At 72.6% G+C, this 14861-nt stretch carries 15 protein-coding genes and 1 other RNA gene; 2 read left to right on the plus strand and 14 right to left on the minus strand.

What is annotated here, in order from left to right; translation table 11 throughout:
* The first annotated feature begins 22 nt into the window (after positions 1–22).
* A complete protein-coding gene (locus tag ABD234_RS03620; protein ID WP_038372916.1) occupies positions 23–1681 on the plus strand; it encodes an MDR family MFS transporter in 1659 nt (552 codons plus the stop codon).
* 75 nt (positions 1682–1756) lie between these two features.
* Here the strand turns inward: ABD234_RS03620 and ssrA are convergent.
* Positions 1757–2128, minus strand: a transfer-messenger RNA (tmRNA) gene (ssrA, locus tag ABD234_RS03625).
* Between the two features lie 231 nt (positions 2129–2359).
* On the opposite strand from ssrA, the gene ABD234_RS03630 reads away from it, so the two are divergent.
* Positions 2360–2920 (plus strand): hypothetical protein, encoded by a 561-nt coding sequence (locus tag ABD234_RS03630; RefSeq protein ID WP_038372915.1) that lies wholly within the window; start codon positions 2360–2362, stop codon positions 2918–2920.
* Positions 2921–3004: 84 nt separating this feature from the next.
* On the opposite strand, the gene smpB is transcribed toward ABD234_RS03630, so the two are convergent.
* The 13 genes from smpB to ABD234_RS03695 all read right to left on the minus strand — a co-directional run bounded on the left by smpB (position 3005) and on the right by ABD234_RS03695 (position 14739).
* Positions 3005–3514 carry an SsrA-binding protein SmpB gene (gene smpB / locus ABD234_RS03635; protein ID WP_038372914.1) on the minus strand — a complete coding sequence of 170 codons (510 nt, stop codon included), beginning with the start codon at positions 3512–3514 and terminating at the stop codon, positions 3005–3007.
* A gap of 106 nt (positions 3515–3620) precedes the next feature.
* Positions 3621–4916: a M23 family metallopeptidase gene (locus ABD234_RS03640; protein WP_038372913.1), complete on the minus strand. Its 1296-nt coding sequence runs from the start codon at positions 4914–4916 to the stop codon at positions 3621–3623.
* A gap of 3 nt (positions 4917–4919) precedes the next feature.
* Positions 4920–5837: a permease-like cell division protein FtsX gene (gene ftsX / locus ABD234_RS03645; protein WP_038372912.1), complete on the minus strand. Its 918-nt coding sequence runs from the start codon at positions 5835–5837 to the stop codon at positions 4920–4922.
* Positions 5834–7345: a cell division ATP-binding protein FtsE gene (gene ftsE / locus ABD234_RS19170; protein ID WP_415749462.1), complete on the minus strand. Its 1512-nt coding sequence runs from the start codon at positions 7343–7345 to the stop codon at positions 5834–5836. The genes ftsX and ftsE overlap by 4 nt, the downstream gene beginning before the upstream one ends.
* A 196-nt stretch (positions 7346–7541) precedes the next feature.
* Positions 7542–8660, minus strand: coding sequence for a peptide chain release factor 2 (gene prfB / locus ABD234_RS03655; protein WP_038372996.1), 1119 nt, complete (start codon positions 8658–8660; stop codon positions 7542–7544).
* A gap of 96 nt (positions 8661–8756) precedes the next feature.
* On the minus strand, positions 8757–9887 hold the full coding sequence (locus ABD234_RS03660) for a glycerate kinase (RefSeq protein WP_344354082.1): 1131 nt from the start codon (positions 9885–9887) through the stop codon (positions 8757–8759).
* Positions 9884–10363, minus strand: coding sequence for a pilus assembly protein TadG-related protein (locus tag ABD234_RS03665; protein WP_344354083.1), 480 nt, complete (start codon positions 10361–10363; stop codon positions 9884–9886). The genes ABD234_RS03660 and ABD234_RS03665 overlap by 4 nt, the downstream gene beginning before the upstream one ends.
* The gene (locus ABD234_RS03670) at positions 10360–10869 is read right to left on the minus strand and encodes a hypothetical protein (RefSeq protein ID WP_232226363.1); all 510 of its coding nucleotides are present in this window, start codon (positions 10867–10869) and stop codon (positions 10360–10362) included. Before ABD234_RS03670 ends, ABD234_RS03665 begins: the two co-directional genes overlap by 4 nt.
* Positions 10869–11315, minus strand: coding sequence for a TadE family protein (locus ABD234_RS03675; RefSeq protein ID WP_084148510.1), 447 nt, complete (start codon positions 11313–11315; stop codon positions 10869–10871). The genes ABD234_RS03670 and ABD234_RS03675 overlap by 1 nt, the downstream gene beginning before the upstream one ends.
* A gap of 1 nt (position 11316) precedes the next feature.
* Positions 11317–11598: a hypothetical protein gene (locus ABD234_RS03680; protein ID WP_344354086.1), complete on the minus strand. Its 282-nt coding sequence runs from the start codon at positions 11596–11598 to the stop codon at positions 11317–11319.
* 104 nt (positions 11599–11702) lie between these two features.
* On the minus strand, positions 11703–12647 hold the full coding sequence (locus ABD234_RS03685) for a type II secretion system F family protein (protein ID WP_038372908.1): 945 nt from the start codon (positions 12645–12647) through the stop codon (positions 11703–11705).
* Complete coding sequence (locus ABD234_RS03690; RefSeq protein WP_344354089.1) at positions 12644–13519, minus strand: type II secretion system F family protein; 876 nt, start codon at positions 13517–13519, stop codon at positions 12644–12646. The genes ABD234_RS03685 and ABD234_RS03690 overlap by 4 nt, the downstream gene beginning before the upstream one ends.
* A complete protein-coding gene (locus tag ABD234_RS03695; RefSeq protein WP_344354091.1) occupies positions 13516–14739 on the minus strand; it encodes a TadA family conjugal transfer-associated ATPase in 1224 nt (407 codons plus the stop codon). Before ABD234_RS03695 ends, ABD234_RS03690 begins: the two co-directional genes overlap by 4 nt.
* Positions 14740–14861: the final 122 nt, after the last annotated feature.

Genomic DNA, 14861 nt, shown 5'->3' on the forward strand with positions numbered 1-14861 from the left:
ACCGTCCCTCCCCAGGAGCTCCATGAATGCCACCGCGGCCCCGCTGCTGCTGACCCGGCGCCGGATCTGGATCATCTTCTCCGCCCTGCTGGCGGGGATGTTCCTCTCCAGCCTCGACCAGACCATCGTCTCGACCGCCATGCCCACGATCGTCGGGCAGCTGGGCGGGGTGGACCATCAGGTCTGGATCACCACCGCCTATCTGCTGGCCACCACCATCGTGATGCCGATCTACGGGAAGCTGGGCGACATCATCGGCCGCCGGCGCCTGTTCCTCGTGGCCATCGCCCTGTTCACCCTCGCCTCCGTGGGCTGCGCGTTCGCCGGGGACTTCTGGACCTTCGTGGTCTTCCGCGCCATCCAGGGCCTGGGCGGCGGCGGGCTGATGATCCTGTCCCAGGCGATCATCGCCGATGTCGTCCCGGCCGACGAGCGCGGGAAGTACATGGGCCCCCTCGGCGCCGTCTTCGGCATCTCCGCCGTGCTCGGCCCGCTCCTCGGCGGCTACTTCGTGGACCACCTGACCTGGCACTGGGCGTTCTACATCAACATCCCCGTGGGCATCGCCGCCTTCGCGGTGGGCCTGTTCGCGCTGCGCCTGCCGGCGAAGAGGGCGACCCGCCGCATCGACGTGCTCGGCGTGGTGCTGCTCTCCGCCGCGACGACCTGCCTGATCTTCTTCACCGACTTCGGGGCCGATGCCGACCACGGCTGGACCTCCCCCACCACCCTGGCCTGGGGCGCCGGGCTCGTCCTCGCCGCCTCCGCGTTCGTCCTGGCCGAGTCCCGTGCGGAGGACCCGATCATCCCGCTGTCGCTGTTCCGCAACCGGCTGTTCGTCCTGACCACCGGGATCGGATTCGTGCTGGGCCTGGGCATGTTCGCGGCCATCGGCTTCATGCCCACCTTCCTGCAGATGGCCTCCGGGACCTCCGCCGCGCAGTCGGGCCTGCTGATGATCCCGATGATGGCCGGCATGATGGGCAGCTCGATCGTCTCGGGCATCCTCGTCTCCCGCAGCGGCCGCTACAAGGCCTACCCGATCGCCGGCATCGCGATCGTGATCCTCTCCCTGCTGGCGATGACCACGCTCGCCGCGACCACGCCGATCTGGCTGATCTGCGCCTTCCTCGCGGTGTTCGGCATCGGCCTGGGCCTGGTCATGCAGATCATCGTGCTGGTCGCGCAGAACGCCGTCCCCGCCGACACGATCGGCACGGCGACCAGCACCAACAACTACTTCCGCGAGGTCGGAGCCTCCCTGGGCACCGCCGTGTTCGGGGCCCTGTTCACCACGCGCCTGACCGAGCGCCTGCTCGAGGTGTTCTCGGGGGCAGGGGCGGATGCGGCCGATGCGCAGGCCAGCGCCTCGAGCATCGACCCGCAGACCCTCGCGAACCTGCCCGAGCCCGTGCGCGAGGGGATCGTCGGCGCCTATGCCGACGCGCTGGCGCCCGTGTTCTGGTACGTCATCCCGTTCATGGCGGTGGGCCTGGTGCTCGCGCTGTTCATCCGCGAGATCCCGTTGAAGTCCGAGTCCGGGCTGGTGGCGCGCGGCGAGGCGATCGGCGGCGAGGAGGCCGAGCGCCTGGCCGCCGAGCTCGAGGGCCGCGGGACGCCGGCGACCGTGGAGGAGCCCTCCGAACCGGCCGGTCCGTCGGCGCAGGCCGCCCCGCGCTGACGGGCCCCGGGCGCGGGAAAGGCCCCCTCCCCCGCGCATCTGCGCAGGGGAGGGGGCCTTTGTCGGTGAGTGCAATGGTGGAGACGGCGGGAATCGAACCCGCGTCCGATAGTGCGAAGCCAGGGCTTCTCCGGGCGCAGTCCGTGAAAGGCGTTTTCTCAGTCCCGACGCTCGCACGAACACGTCGTCGACGGACTCAGTCACTCTAGGTTGTTCACCCGACCCCGATGACGAAGGCCGGAAGCAGTGGCTCCTTAGATGATGGAACGATCCGGGTCAGGAGCAAGCCCGGGGTTCCAGACTGCTAACGCTGATCAGGCAGCGAGAGCGAAGTCAGTGCGCTTGGTTTCGGCACTTATTGGTTTCCAGAGGACATTAACGAGTTGACTCTGGGTTCTCGGCCCGCTTCCCCTCGCTGGACAACTACCGTCGAAACCGATCGTCCCCATGCGTGGGTCGCAGCACTGTGACGGCCTGGGCCGTCGTTGCACTCACTCTTCAGTTGTCAACCACACCGGCTCCGGATCAGCTCGTCGACTCAGCACATCGACCGGGCCACCCCTTCGCCGTCCGACCAGTCTACTCCTCTCCCGCTCCGGGGCGAAGCGATTATCTGTCTGCTCACCGCGAACGGGCCCGGCCCTGGTCGCCGCGGCGCGGAAGGAGCAGGATGGGAGGATGATCAGCTTCGATGCCGCCGGCGTCACGGTGCGCGTGGACGACGAGACCCTGCGCGAGGTCGTCGAGGACGCGGACGGGCTCGCCGCCTGGTGCGCGGCCCACCCGGAGGACCCGCGCACCGTCGCCTACCTGCGGATGCTGGGCCGGCTCGACGAGGCGGCCGCGGCCGCCCGCCGCACCCTGCACGGCTCGATGCCTCCGCTGGTGCGCGCGGTGCGCCGCACCCGCTACGCCCACGTGCTGCAGTGGCAGGGCGCCTACGCCGCCGCCGAGGAGCTGCTGGACCTCGCCGCGGAGGAGACGGGCCTGGACGACCCCACCTCCCCCAGCTCGCTGTCCGTGCTGGCCTCGGTGTTCCAGCATCGGGCGAAGTGCCGCTTCGAGCATGCGGCGCTGCTGCGCCGCTCCGGGCGGCCGATGGCGGCGCGGCGGCTGCGCGACCTGGCGCTCGAGGACGCGCGGCGCGCGCTCATGATGCGCGAGAACCTCGGGGTGGCCGACGAGGGACAGATCGCCTCGAGCCGGCAGACGGTGGCCCGCCTGGAACGGGCCGAGTGATCGCCCCGGCCGCGCAGGCTCGAGCAGCCACCCCGCGCCCGAGGCCGATCCATCGGCCCCGGGCGTGACCCATCCCTGACGGGTTCAGACGAGCTCGCGCTGGCGCATGGCGCGCTGGGCCTCGCGCAGATCCTGCTGCTCGCGCAGGGTCTGGCGCTTGTCCCATTCCTTCTTGCCGCGGGCCAGTGCCACGACGACCTTCGCGTGCGAGCCCAGGAAGTACATCTCCAGCGGGACCAGCGTGTAGCCCTTCTCGCGGGTCTTGCCGGCGAGCTTGGCGATCTCCGCCTTGTGCAGCAGCAGCTTGCGCTTGCGCCGCGCGGCGTGGTTGGTCCAGGTCCCCTTGACGTAGGGCGCGATGTGGACGGCGTCCATCCACACCTCCCCGCCCTCGAGATAGCAGTAGCCGTCCACGAGGGAGGCGCCGCGGTCGCGGAGGGACTTCACCTCGGTGCCGGTCAGGACGATGCCGGCCTCGTAGGTGTCGTCGATGTGGTAGTCGTGACGGGCCTTCTTGTTGGAGGCGATGAGCTTCTTGACCGGCCCGTCGTCCTTCGCGGCCTGCTTCTTCGCCGCGGACTTCATCCTCGACATGGCTCCTCCTCACCTCCCGGGATCTCCGGCACGGACCATCCAGCATACGAGGCGGTGCCGGGGATGCGCGAGCGGATTTCTCCGAGGGCGCAGGGGCGGACCGGGATCAGAGATAGTTCATCGGGTTGACGGCGGTGCCGTCCTCGTGGACCTCGAAGTGGAGGTGGCAGCCGGTCGAGGAGCCGGTGGTGCCGATGTAGCCGACGACCTCCCCGCGCTTGACGCTCTGCCCCTGCGAGACGGCGAAGCCCTGCAGGTGGTGGTAGGAGGTGGTGATGACGCTGCCGTTCATCGTGCCGTGGGTGAGGATGATCTTGTTGCCCGCGCCGGAGTTGTGGTACGCCCGGGACACGCGGCCATCGGCCGCCGCCCGCACCGGGGTGCCGCAGGCGGAGGGGAAGTCCACGCCCTTGTGCAGCTTGCGCGTGCCGTAGATCGGGTGGACGCGCCAGCCGAAGTTGGAGTTCAGCCGGCCGGCGACCGGCTGCAGGAAGCCCGATCCCGAGACGGGGCCCAGGGCCGCGCCGCCGCCCGACCCCCCGGAGCTGCCCCGCTCGCGCTCCTCGTCGGCGAGGGCCTGGATCTCGGAGTCGAGGGTCGTGCCCTTGTCCTCGAGGGCCTCGGCGTCGCCCTGGTACTGGACCTTCTTCGTCTCCAGCTCGTCGCGCTGGGCGATCTGCGCGGCGTAGAGGTCATCGAGGTCCTGCTTCTTCTTCTCGGCATCGGCCTCGGCCTGCTCGGCGGCGGCCTGCGCCTCCTCCGCCTCGACCTTGAGGTCGGCGATCTCCTGCTCGACGGCGGTGACGCGGTCGGCGGAGCTCTCGGTGACGGACTGCTCGTCGCGCAGCTCGTCCAGCCGCGTGCCCTGGGAGGCGAGGGTCAGCTTGTAGTTCATGGAGCGGTCCACCGCGTCCTGCGGGTTCTGCGAGCCGACGTAGACGCTCGCCGGGTTCGGGGGGCCGCCGCCCTTGTAGGCGTCCAGCGCCACCTGCGAGAGCTCCTCGCCGGAGGCGTCGACCTGCTGCTGGCCCGTCTCGACCTCGGTGGTCAGCCGGTCGAGCTCGGCCTGGGCCGTCTCCAGCCGCTCCCCGGCCAGCCGGTTCTCCTCCTCCGCGGCGGCCGCAGCGGCCTGCGCGTCCTCGAGGTCCTGCTGGGCCTGCGGGATGAGCAGCTCCGTCTCGGCGAGGGCGACGTAGGTGTCGGCGAGATCCTGGTTGGTGCCCTCGAGGGAGGTGCGGACGTCCTCGAGCTTCTGGTCGATCTCGGCGCGCTCGGCGACCTTGTCGTCCCGGTCGCCCTCGGCGAGGGAGGCCGGGGTCCCCAGCACCAGCAGCTGGGCCACCAGCATCGTCGCGGCGAGCGCGGCCAGCAGTGCACGGCGGGCAGGGAGGACGGCGTTCATGGCTCAGACCTTGAGGTAGCGGTTCAGGGAGACGACGCAGGAGGCGACCGACAGGGCGGCCCCCGTCGCGACCAGGACGGGCCCGGCCCACAGGAGATCCTGCGTGCCGACCGAGATGATCTGGGATCCGAGGGTCGGCGCGAGCCAGTCCTCGACCAGGTAGCGCAGGCCCAGCCAGAGCAGGGCGCTGGAGATGAGGCCGCCGATGATCGCGGCGACCGCCCCTTCCAGCAGGAAGGGGGCGCGGATGAACACGTTGGAGGCGCCGACCAGGCGCATGATCGCGATCTCGCGGCGTCGGTTGGCCACCGACATCCGGATGGTGGTGGCCACCAGCAGCACCGCGGCCACGAGCATCAGCACCGCCAGGCCCAGCGAGAACAGGGTCGACTGGTTCAGGGCGTCGATGAACGGGGCGAACACGCTGAGCAGGTCGGTGACCTCGTCGACGCCGTCGCGGCCCTGGAAGAACTCGACCACCGCCGCGGAGGAGTCGGAGTCCTTCAGCGTGATGTGGAAGGAGACGGGCATGTCCTCGGCGGTGAAGTTGGAGACGAACCCCTCCCCCGCGAACTGCTCCTGGTAGATCGCCAGCGCCTCCTCCTGGTCCCGCTCGGAGTAGGAGTCGATGTACCCCGACAGGACATCGCCCTCGAGGGCGTCGCGCACGGACTGGATCTGCGCATCGGTCGCCGGCCCGCCGGCGCAGGATGCGGCCGTCGAATGCGGGGAGCACAGGAAGATCGTCACCTGCGACTGCTCGACCAGGGTCGACTTCATGTCGATGATCTGCTTCTGCATGAGCAGACCGGTGCCCACGAAGGTCAACGACACGGCGGTGACGATCACCACCGAGACGACCATGGCGACGTTGCGCCACAGGCCGGTGAAGATCTCCCCGAAGATGTACCGCGCTCTCATCGCAGCACCTCCGGGTCGTCCTGGATCTCCTGGAAGGCGGCGGCGTCCTCGTCCAGGACGGTGTCCCGCTCGTCGTAGAGGTCCTCGTCCAGGACGTCGTCGACCACGGCGGGCTCCTCCGCCTCTGCGGGCAGCTCCGCGGCGATCTCGGCGCGGGGATCCTCGGCGTCCTCGAGCCACGGGGAGGCGGCGAGCACCGACGCGGCGGTCGGGCGGGCGCGGTCCTCGCCGTCGGACGGCAGGGAGCCGCCGGCCGCGGACGCCGGATCACCGGCGTATTCGGCCGGGCCGGCCGCGGCACCCGGCCCCTCGGCTGCGGCCAGGGTCGCTGCGGCGGCGCCGGGGGCGAAGGGATCCCGGGACCGGAAGCGGCGGCCGGCGGCGGCTCCTCGCGACGTGCGGGCTGCGCGGCCGGTCGCGGGAGCCGAGGGCTCGTGGGGAGCGTCGGAGGCCGGGGCATCGGCCGACGGCGCCGGCCCGGGGGCCGCCGGGGCATCCGGGGTGGCCGCGGCAGCGGGAGCCGTCGGGGCATCGGCGGGCACGGGGACGTCGGCGGTCTCCGGCTCCAGGAGCTGGGCGGCGCGACGACCGCGGCGCCGGCGCTCGGGACGACGCGGCTTCTCCTCCGGGGCCTGCGTCTCCTCCGGGCTCGGCGTGGTCGCGGGCTCCGGCGCGGGGGCCTCGGGCGCCGATGCGGGGCCGGTCGCGAGCACGACGGGTCCCTCCTCGCGCGGCTCCGGGGCGGCCTCGGGGCCGTCCCCGGCGGCGAGCTCCGCCGGCAGGGCGCCGTCGGGGAGGTTGCCGGAGATGACGCTGGCCTCGCTGGCGGACTCGTAGCCGCCGGCCTCCTCGTCGCGGACTACGTGCCCGCCGACCATCTCGACCACGCGCTTGCGCATGCGGTCCACCGCGGTGGCATCGTGGGTGGCCATGACGACCGTGGTCCCGCGGTCGTTGATCTGGCCCAGCAGGTCCAGGATCCCCTCCGCGGTGGCGGGGTCGAGGTTCCCGGTGGGCTCGTCGGCCAGCAGGATCGAGGGGCGGTTGACGTAGGCGCGGGCGATCGCGACGCGCTGCTGCTCGCCGCCGGATAGCTCATGGGGCAGGCGGCGGCCCTTGTCCGCCAGGCCCACCATCTCGAGCATCTCGGGCACGAGGCGCCGCACCACCTTGCGCGGGGTCCCGATCACGGCGAGGGCGAACTCGATGTTCTGGTAGGCCGTCTTCGACGGGAGCAGGCGGAAGTCCTGGAACACCATGCCGATGTCCCGGCGCAGCGTCGGAACCCGCCAGGAGGGGATGCGGGCGATGTCCTTGCCCGCGACGTACACGTTCCCGCGCGTCGGGGAGGTCTCCTTGAGCACCAGGCGCATGAGGGTGGACTTGCCCGAGCCGGAGGCGCCGACGAGGAACACGAACTCCCCGCGGGCGAACTCGAGGGTGAGGTTCTCCACCGCCGGCTTCTGGCCGCGCTGGTACGTCTTGGTGACGTTGTCGAATCGGATCACTGCTGCCTACGGGTCGAGTGGACGGACACGCTCAGGGTAGGCGCGAGGGGGCCCGGACCGCGACGGCCACGCGGCCGATCACCGGTCAAGCCTTGGTCAAGATTCGCGGCGCCACCTGCTGATGCGCCGCTTCCTGCGGGGCGGCCCGCCGCCGCAGGGAGCCCCGGGGCGCGCACGGCCCCGGAGCGGGTCCCGATCAGCTCGCGTTCTCGCGCTGCTGGCCCACGCGCCACCGGATCCCCGCCTCGAGCAGGGCGTCGATATCGCCGTCGAACACGGCCTGCGGGTTGCCCTCGGTGTGCTCGGTGCGCAGGTCCTTGACCATCTGGTACGGGTTCAGCACGTAGGAGCGCATCTGGTCGCCCCAGGAGGCCTTGACGTCGCCGGCGAGCTCCTTGCGCTCGGCGGCCTCCTCGGCCTTCTTCAGCAGCAGCAGGCGGGACTGCATGACCCGCAGGGCGGCGGCGCGGTTCTGGATCTGGGACTTCTCGTCCTGCATCGACACGACGATGCCGGTGGGCAGGTGCGTCATGCGCACGGCGGAGTCGGTGGTGTTCACCGACTGCCCGCCGGGGCCGGAGGAGCGGAAGACGTCGATCTTGAGGTCGTTCTCGTCGATCTCGACGGTGTCGGTCGACTCGATCAGCGGGATCACCTCGACGGCGGCGAAGCTCGTCTGGCGGCGGCCCTGGTTGTCGAAGGGGCTGATGCGCACCAGGCGATGGGTGCCGCCCTCGACGGACAGGGTGCCGTAGGCGTAGGGGGCGGAGACCTCGAAGGTGACGGACTTCAGGCCCGCCTCCTCCGCGTAGGAGGTGTCCATCACCTTGGTGGGGTAGCCCTTGCGCTCGGCCCAGCGCAGGTACATGCGCAGCAGCATCTCGGCGAAGTCCGCGGCGTCCACGCCGCCGGCTCCCGCGCGGATGGTGATCACGGCGTTGCGCTCGTCGTACTCGCCCGAGAGCAGCGTGCGCACCTCGAGCTCGTCGAGCGCCTTGCGGATCGAGGCGTACTCGGTCTCGGCCTCGTGGAGGGTGTCCTCGTCGGACTCCTCGGCGGCGAGCTGCACCATGATCTCGAGGTCGTCGATGCGGCTGGTCAGCTCGTCGATCCGGCGGCGCTCGGCCTGGGCGTGGGAGAGCGCGGAGGAGACCTTCTGGGCGTTGTCGACGTCGTCCCACAGGTCCGGCGCGGCGGCCTGCTCCTCGAGGTCGGCGATCTTCGCGTTCAGGGCATCGAGATCCGTCACCTTGGCGATGGACTCGAGGGTCGATCGCAGGTGCGGGATCTCTTCGGAGAAGTCGACGGTAGCCACGAGGAGCAAGTCTACGGCAGGGCCCGGGCGGAGCCGGCCGATTCCCGGGCGCGCGTCTCCCGGGAGCAGTCCGGGACCCCCGGTCACGCGGAGCGGTCAGCCCCTCCCGAGCGCCGCACCGATCTCGCGGCCGATGCCCTCCAGCAGCTCGGGGCCGCGCTGCAGCGCGTCCTCGAGCCCGGCGGAGCGGCCGATCAGGTCGTAGGCGGCGCCGATGCCGGCCGCGCGCAGCTGCTCCGGCGCCAGGGTCACGGCGCCGGCGACGGCGAGGACCTCCCGGCCGGCCTCGCGGGCGCGGCGGGCGACCTCGGCGGGGCCCTTGCCGTGGAGGGTCTGCTCGTCGAGCTTGCCCTCGCCGATGACGACCGTGTCCGCCTGCTCCAGCGCCTCGTCGAAGCCGAGCAGGGCGAGCACCGCATCGGCCCCGGCCTCGAAGCTCGCGCCGAGGGCGTACAGGGCGAAGCCCGCTCCCCCGGCGGCGCCCGCCCCGGGGCGGTGGGCGTGCTGGCCGCTGGGGTCGATGCGCTCCCCCGCCGCGGCGAGGCGCGCGTCGATCTCGCCGATGCGCTCGGGCGCGATGCCCTTCTGCGGCCCGTAGACGGCGGCTGCGCCCTCCGGGCCGGTCAGCGGATTGATGACGTCGCAGGCCGCGACCAGCTCGACGCCCTCCAGGGCCGTCAGGGCGGGGACCAGGTCGACGGAGGCGAGGTCCTCCAGGCCGTCCGCGCCGGGGGCGATGTCCTCCCCGCGCGCGGTGCGCAGGTGCGCGCCGAGGCCCTGGAGGATCCCGGCCCCGGCATCGGTGGTGGCGCTGCCGCCGAGGCCCACCAGAATCCGCCGCGCTCCCGCGTCGCGGGCGGCGAGGATCAGCTCCCCCAGGCCCCGGGTGCTCGCCCGCCCCGGGGCGAGGTCGCCGCCGGGAAGGACGCGCAGCCCGGAGGTCTCGGCCAGCTCGAGCACGGCATCGGCGCCGCGCAGCGCCCACCGGGCGGGGACCGGCTGACCGGTGGGGCCCTCGACCGTGGTGGTGCGGCCCTCGAAGCCGGCGGCGAGGGCCGCCTCGACGGTGCCGTCGCCGCCGTCGGCGATCGGGCAGCGCAGCACGCGGGCGTGCGGCGCGGCGGCGGAGATGCCGGTCTCGAGGGCGTCGCAGACCTCGGCGGCGGTGAGCGTGCCCTTGAACTTGTCCGGGGCCAGCAGGACGGTGCGGGGGGCGGGGTGGGTCATCGAGCTCGAGCCTCTCCGAGGGTGGTCAGGGGGATGGACATGTCCGTCGCGCTGGTGAACCAGCCCACGAGCGGCGGGTCGACGCGGCCGGTCAGCGTCACCGAGACGGTGCCGTCCTCGGCCACGTCCACGCGCGCGACGCCCACGTCGCGGAGGCGCCCGTCCCCGAGAGGGTAGCGGGCCAGGAAGTCCTCCGCGGCCCGGCGCGCGAGAGCCGGAGTCGTCGTGGCCTGGGCACCGGGCGTGTAGAGGCCCGCCTCGTCCACGGTCTGGGAGGCGGCGAGGGCCGCGCCGTCGGCGGCATGCTGGAGGCCGTTGCGCTCCAGGTGCACGCCGGTGATGGCGACGCCGAGGGCGATCACCATGAGCACCACGGCGACCACGCCGGTGGTCAGGATGGTCATCGTCCCCGAGTCCTCGGCGAGCGCGGCGCGCAGGGCCCGCGCCCTCCGGCGGATCGGGCCGCAGGCGCTCATGCGGCGCCCTCGGGGCCATTCGAGCCGGGGGCGCGGTAGCGGTCCACGGGGGCGATGTGCTCGCTGCTGACCGCGACCGGTCCGGCGCCGCCGAGGACAGGGCCCAGCCCCGGGATCGGCACGGGGATGCGCACGCTCGCGGTGACGGTCCCGCCGGGGGTCGCGCAGGGGTCCTCGGTGCAGCGGATCTCGACGACGTCCCCGGGCTCGAGGCCGAAGTCCTCCAGCACCATCCGGGCATGCGCGGAGCTGCGGCCGGAGGCGGCGACGGGATCGGTCTCGGTGGCGTGGATGCGGGCGGCGTCCCGGGCGATGACATCGGCCGCGAAGACGGCCGCCTGGACGGAGCCGAGCGTCAGCACCAGGTACAGCGTCGGGATCAGCAGGGCGACGGCGAGGACCACGAACTCGATCAGGGCGTTGCCCTCGGTGCCGCGCAGAGCCCGCCCGGCCTCGCGGAGCCGGGCACCGCCGCGGAGCCGGGGCCATGGGGCGCGCCGGCGCATCACCAGGTCTCCTCGGCGATGGCGCGCCCGTCCACCTGCAGCGTCCCGCGGGGACCGTAGAGGCCCACCAGCGGGAAGGCGGCGCTGACGCGGACGTCGATGATCCCGTCCTCGCCCTGCACGGCGCTCACCTCGACGTCCAGGTCGCCGCCGAGGTTCTGGTCGATGAGCTGCCGGGTCCGCTCCTCCCCGTCCTGCAGATCGTTGCCCACCAGCGAGGCGTGGTGGGCGCCCTGGACGCTCGCATCGATCAGGGTGTTGCGGGTGTGCAGGATGACGGCGGCCTGGATCACCGCGAGGGCGATGATCAGGATCAGGACGGCGACCAGGGGGAACTCGACGACGGCGGAGCCGTCCTCGGCGCGCAGCGCCCGCCGCAAGCGGGCGAGGCGGCGCCGCGGCGGTCGTCGCTGCCCAGGAGGACCGGTCCGGCGGGTCGCGGCCATGTCAGCCGACGGTGCCGCCGAGGAACGGCTTCATCGCGTTGTTGAAGATGGCCACCAGCTGATCCGCCGCGACGGCCCACAGGGCCACCACGATCGCCGCGGTCATCAGGGTGATCAGGACCCAGCCGGGCACATCGCCGCGGTCCGCCGCGAGACGTCTCGCCGCGCCGTGCAGGGCACGGCGCGCGCTGCGGCTGCTCCAGGCGCCGGCCGCCGCCGCGGCACGGCGCACATGCGCTCGAGTGGTGGTGATGGCCTGTCCGGGGGTGATGCGCGTGCTCATGGGATTCTCCGATGCTCTCGAGGAGGGGTGTTGGGATGGGATTCGTGGGGGTCGGCGCCGACGGCGGTGGGGAGAGGCCCGCGCCGGCGCCCCGTCCGCCCCGCTCACAGCGAGATCTCCAGGACGGCGAGACCGGGGAAGATCGCGAACACGATCACCAGCGGGAGCACGAAGAAGACGACCGGCACGAGCATGTAGATCTCGCGGCGGCCGGCCGTCTCCAGCAGGTCCCGCTTGGCGGTCTCGCGGGCATCCTGCGCCTGGGCGCGGAGCACCTCCGCGAGCGGGGTGCCCCGCTCGATGGCGACCGCGACCCCTTCGCCGAACCGCCCCAGGGCGTCCAGCGGGGTGCGGGTCCCCAGGCTCATGAGCGCCTCGGAGACCGTCGATCCGGCGCGGATCTCGGCGACGGTGGTGGCGAACTCCTCCGGCAGGGCGCCGCGGGAGGTGGTGGCCACGCGCTCCATGGCGGCCACAGGGCTCTCCCCGGCCGCGACCGCGAGGGCGAGCAGATCCGCGACCGTCGGGAACTCCCGTGCCATGCGCCGCCCGCGCCGCGCGACCGCGATGCCGAGCAGGTAGTCCCGCAGCAGCACGCCGCAGATCCCGCCGATGAGGATGATCATGAGGCCGAGCAGCGGGCTCGCGCCGCGCAGGGTGACGGCGGCGACGGCCAGGACGCCGGCGACCGCCATCGCGCCGAGCCCCATCACCACCTGCTCCAGGCGGAAGGTGTCCACGGTGGTGCTGCGACCGGCCAGGCGCAGCCTCCGCTCGAGCTGCTCGGGACCTCCGGTGAGCCGCTCGAGGAGACCGATCACCCGGCTCACCATGGGGCCCAGCAGGCGCCGGGCCACCTGCCAGCGGCGTCCCCGCTGCTCGCGCGGGGCGAGCAGGGCGCTCTCGCGGTCGCGGCGCAGATACGGGTCGATCCTCTGCGCGAGGCGGCGCGGGCGCATGATCGGGTTCCCGTAGACGACCAGCAGCAGACCGGCCCCGAGCACGAGGCCCAGTCCGGCGCCGAGCAGCGCAGGGTGCACGGCGGTCATCGCAGCACCCTCTCGTCCTGGGGGAGCCGCGCGATCTGCAGCATCACCCGGTAGGCCACGAGGGAGACCGCCCCGCCGATGAGGATCAGCAGGATCCCCTCGCGGGAGTCGTAGGCCTGGGCGGCCTGCGGTCGCGTCGACATGAGCACGAGCACGATCCAGGGCGCCGCCAGCGCCAGGCGGGCCGCGTTCACGGTCCAGGACTGGCGGGCCTCGAGCTCGGCGCGGGTGCGGGCGTCCTCGCGCAGGAACGAGGAGAGGGTGCGCAGCAGGACCCCCAGATCGGTGCCGCCCACGTCCCGGGTGATCCGCAGCGCTTCGACGATGCGGTCGCCGACGGGGTCCGCCAGGCGCACCTTGAGGCGGTCCAGGCAGCTGCCGAAGTCTCCGCTGGCCTGATAGTCGCGGGCGAACTCCACGAACGGCGGGCGCAGCGCCTCCGGGCCGCGCTCGCCGACCTGCACGAGCGCCTCGGGCAGGGACATGCCGGCCCGGACGGCGGAGTTGATGTGGTCCACCGCTTCGGGCCAGACCTCGCGCAGCTCGATGCGCCGCCGGCGTGCCGCGGAGCGCAGCACGAGGACCGGCAGCGCTGCGGTGCCCACGGCGATCGCGAGCGAGGGCACGAGCGCGGAGGAGATCGACCACAGGGTCGCCAGCACGACGAGAGCCGCCCCGGCGCTCAGCGCCGGCACGGCGACCGGAGGCACGCTGCCGAGCCCCACCTGGACGAGGTCGTCGCGGATACGGTCGCTCCACGTGCTGAGCCGGCCCGGGCCCGCGGCGCGGGGCTCCGCGGTCTCCCAGCAGGAGCGCCAGATGGCGACCAGGCCCACGCCCATCAGCAGACCGAGCAGCGCTCCCTGGATCATGCCGCGTCCCGCCCCAGCAGACGGGAGAGGTCCGCCCCGGCACGGGCGAAGCGCTCGGCATGCGGCGGGAATCCGTCGCCGCGCACCAGCTGGTCCTCGCGCAGGTGGAAGATGTCGGAGATCTCGATGACGTCGTTCTCGACGCGCCCGGGCAGTCCCGCGATCTCCCGCACGCAGCGCCGGCCGTCGGGCCGGATGTCCAGGTGGACGACCAGGTCGATGCAGCTGGCCACGGTGGGGACCACGAAGCGGCTGGAGACGTTCTCACCCGCCAGCAGCGGCAGCGTGCACAGCTTGGTGACGGCGTCGCGGGCGGAGTTCGCGTGCACGCTCGCCATCCCCGGCAGCCCGCTGTTTAGCGCGATCAGCATGTCCAGGCTCTCGGCCTCGCGGACCTCGCCGACGATGATGCGGCTGGGACGCATCCGCAGGGATTCCTTGACCAGGTCGCGCAGGGTGATGCGGCCGGTGCCCTCGAGGTTCGGCTGGCGGGTCTGCATCCCGACGACGTCGCGCAGGTGGAGGTCGAGCTCGAACACCTCTTCCACGGTCACGACGCGCTCGCGGGCCCCGATGGATGCCGCGAGGCAGTTGAGCATGGTCGTCTTCCCGGCGCCGACCGCGCCGGAGACGATGATGTTCAGCCCGGCGGCGACGGCGGCGTCCAGGAAGGCGGCGGACTGCGGGGTCAGCGAGCCGAGCTCGACGAGGTCCTCCAGCCGGTGGGCACTGGCGATGAACTTGCGGATGTTCACGGACCAGTGGCGCCGGGTCACGCTGGGGATCACGACGTGCAGACGGCTGCCGTCGCTCAGCAGGGCGTCCACGAACGGGGTGCTGAGGTCCAGGCGGCGGCCCGAGGAGACGAGCATCCGCTCGACGATGCCGCGGATCTCCGGTTCGGAGAGGACGAGGGAGGTCAGCTCGCTGCGTCCGTGGCGGGCGCAGAAGATCTGCCCGGGGCCGTTGATCCACACCTCTTCGACGCTCGGGTCGTCCAGCAGCTCCTGGATCGCGCCGTAGCCGCCGATGCGGGCCGCGACCTGCGCGACGACGGTGTCGAGGTCGCGCACCGGCGGCACCGCGCCGCTCGCGGAGCGCTGGTCGTAGTCGGCGGCGACATCGCGGATCAGGGGCTCCAGGCCGCCGGTGCGCACGTCGAGGCCTCGCCGCCGGATGATCTCGCGGGTCTCCGCCTCGATGATCGCGTGGGCCTCCATCGACCGCTCCCCTCCTGCTCCGGCGCCGCCCTCCCTGGGGACCGCCGGTGTCTTCCCTGCATCTGCGCTGTGACTGCAGCCACTCTAGGGAGATCGGCCGGATCCCGCTCCCCCGTCCCGAG

The organism is Brachybacterium phenoliresistens (genome assembly GCF_039530785.1).
Lineage (GTDB): Bacteria > Actinomycetota > Actinomycetes > Actinomycetales > Dermabacteraceae > Brachybacterium > Brachybacterium phenoliresistens.

What these genes read in the sequence shown, in the direction of transcription:
- ABD234_RS03620 (WP_038372916.1), top strand. Translation starts at nt 23, where the DNA reads ATGAATGCCACCGCGGCCCCGCTGCTGCTGACCCGGCGCCGGATCTGG.
- ABD234_RS03630 (WP_038372915.1), top strand. Translation starts at nt 2,360, where the DNA reads ATGATCAGCTTCGATGCCGCCGGCGTCACGGTGCGCGTGGACGACGAG.
- smpB (WP_038372914.1), bottom strand. Translation starts at nt 3,514, where the DNA reads ATGTCGAGGATGAAGTCCGCGGCGAAGAAGCAGGCCGCGAAGGACGAC.
- ABD234_RS03640 (WP_038372913.1), bottom strand. Translation starts at nt 4,916, where the DNA reads ATGAACGCCGTCCTCCCTGCCCGCCGTGCACTGCTGGCCGCGCTCGCC.
- ftsX (WP_038372912.1), bottom strand. Translation starts at nt 5,837, where the DNA reads ATGAGAGCGCGGTACATCTTCGGGGAGATCTTCACCGGCCTGTGGCGC.
- ABD234_RS03660 (WP_344354082.1), bottom strand. Translation starts at nt 9,887, where the DNA reads ATGACCCACCCCGCCCCCCGCACCGTCCTGCTGGCCCCGGACAAGTTC.
- ABD234_RS03665 (WP_344354083.1), bottom strand. Translation starts at nt 10,363, where the DNA reads ATGAGCGCCTGCGGCCCGATCCGCCGGAGGGCGCGGGCCCTGCGCGCC.
- ABD234_RS03670 (WP_232226363.1), bottom strand. Translation starts at nt 10,869, where the DNA reads ATGCGCCGGCGCGCCCCATGGCCCCGGCTCCGCGGCGGTGCCCGGCTC.
- ABD234_RS03675 (WP_084148510.1), bottom strand. Translation starts at nt 11,315, where the DNA reads ATGGCCGCGACCCGCCGGACCGGTCCTCCTGGGCAGCGACGACCGCCG.
- ABD234_RS03680 (WP_344354086.1), bottom strand. Translation starts at nt 11,598, where the DNA reads ATGAGCACGCGCATCACCCCCGGACAGGCCATCACCACCACTCGAGCG.
- ABD234_RS03685 (WP_038372908.1), bottom strand. Translation starts at nt 12,647, where the DNA reads ATGACCGCCGTGCACCCTGCGCTGCTCGGCGCCGGACTGGGCCTCGTG.
- ABD234_RS03690 (WP_344354089.1), bottom strand. Translation starts at nt 13,519, where the DNA reads ATGATCCAGGGAGCGCTGCTCGGTCTGCTGATGGGCGTGGGCCTGGTC.
- ABD234_RS03695 (WP_344354091.1), bottom strand. Translation starts at nt 14,739, where the DNA reads ATGGAGGCCCACGCGATCATCGAGGCGGAGACCCGCGAGATCATCCGG.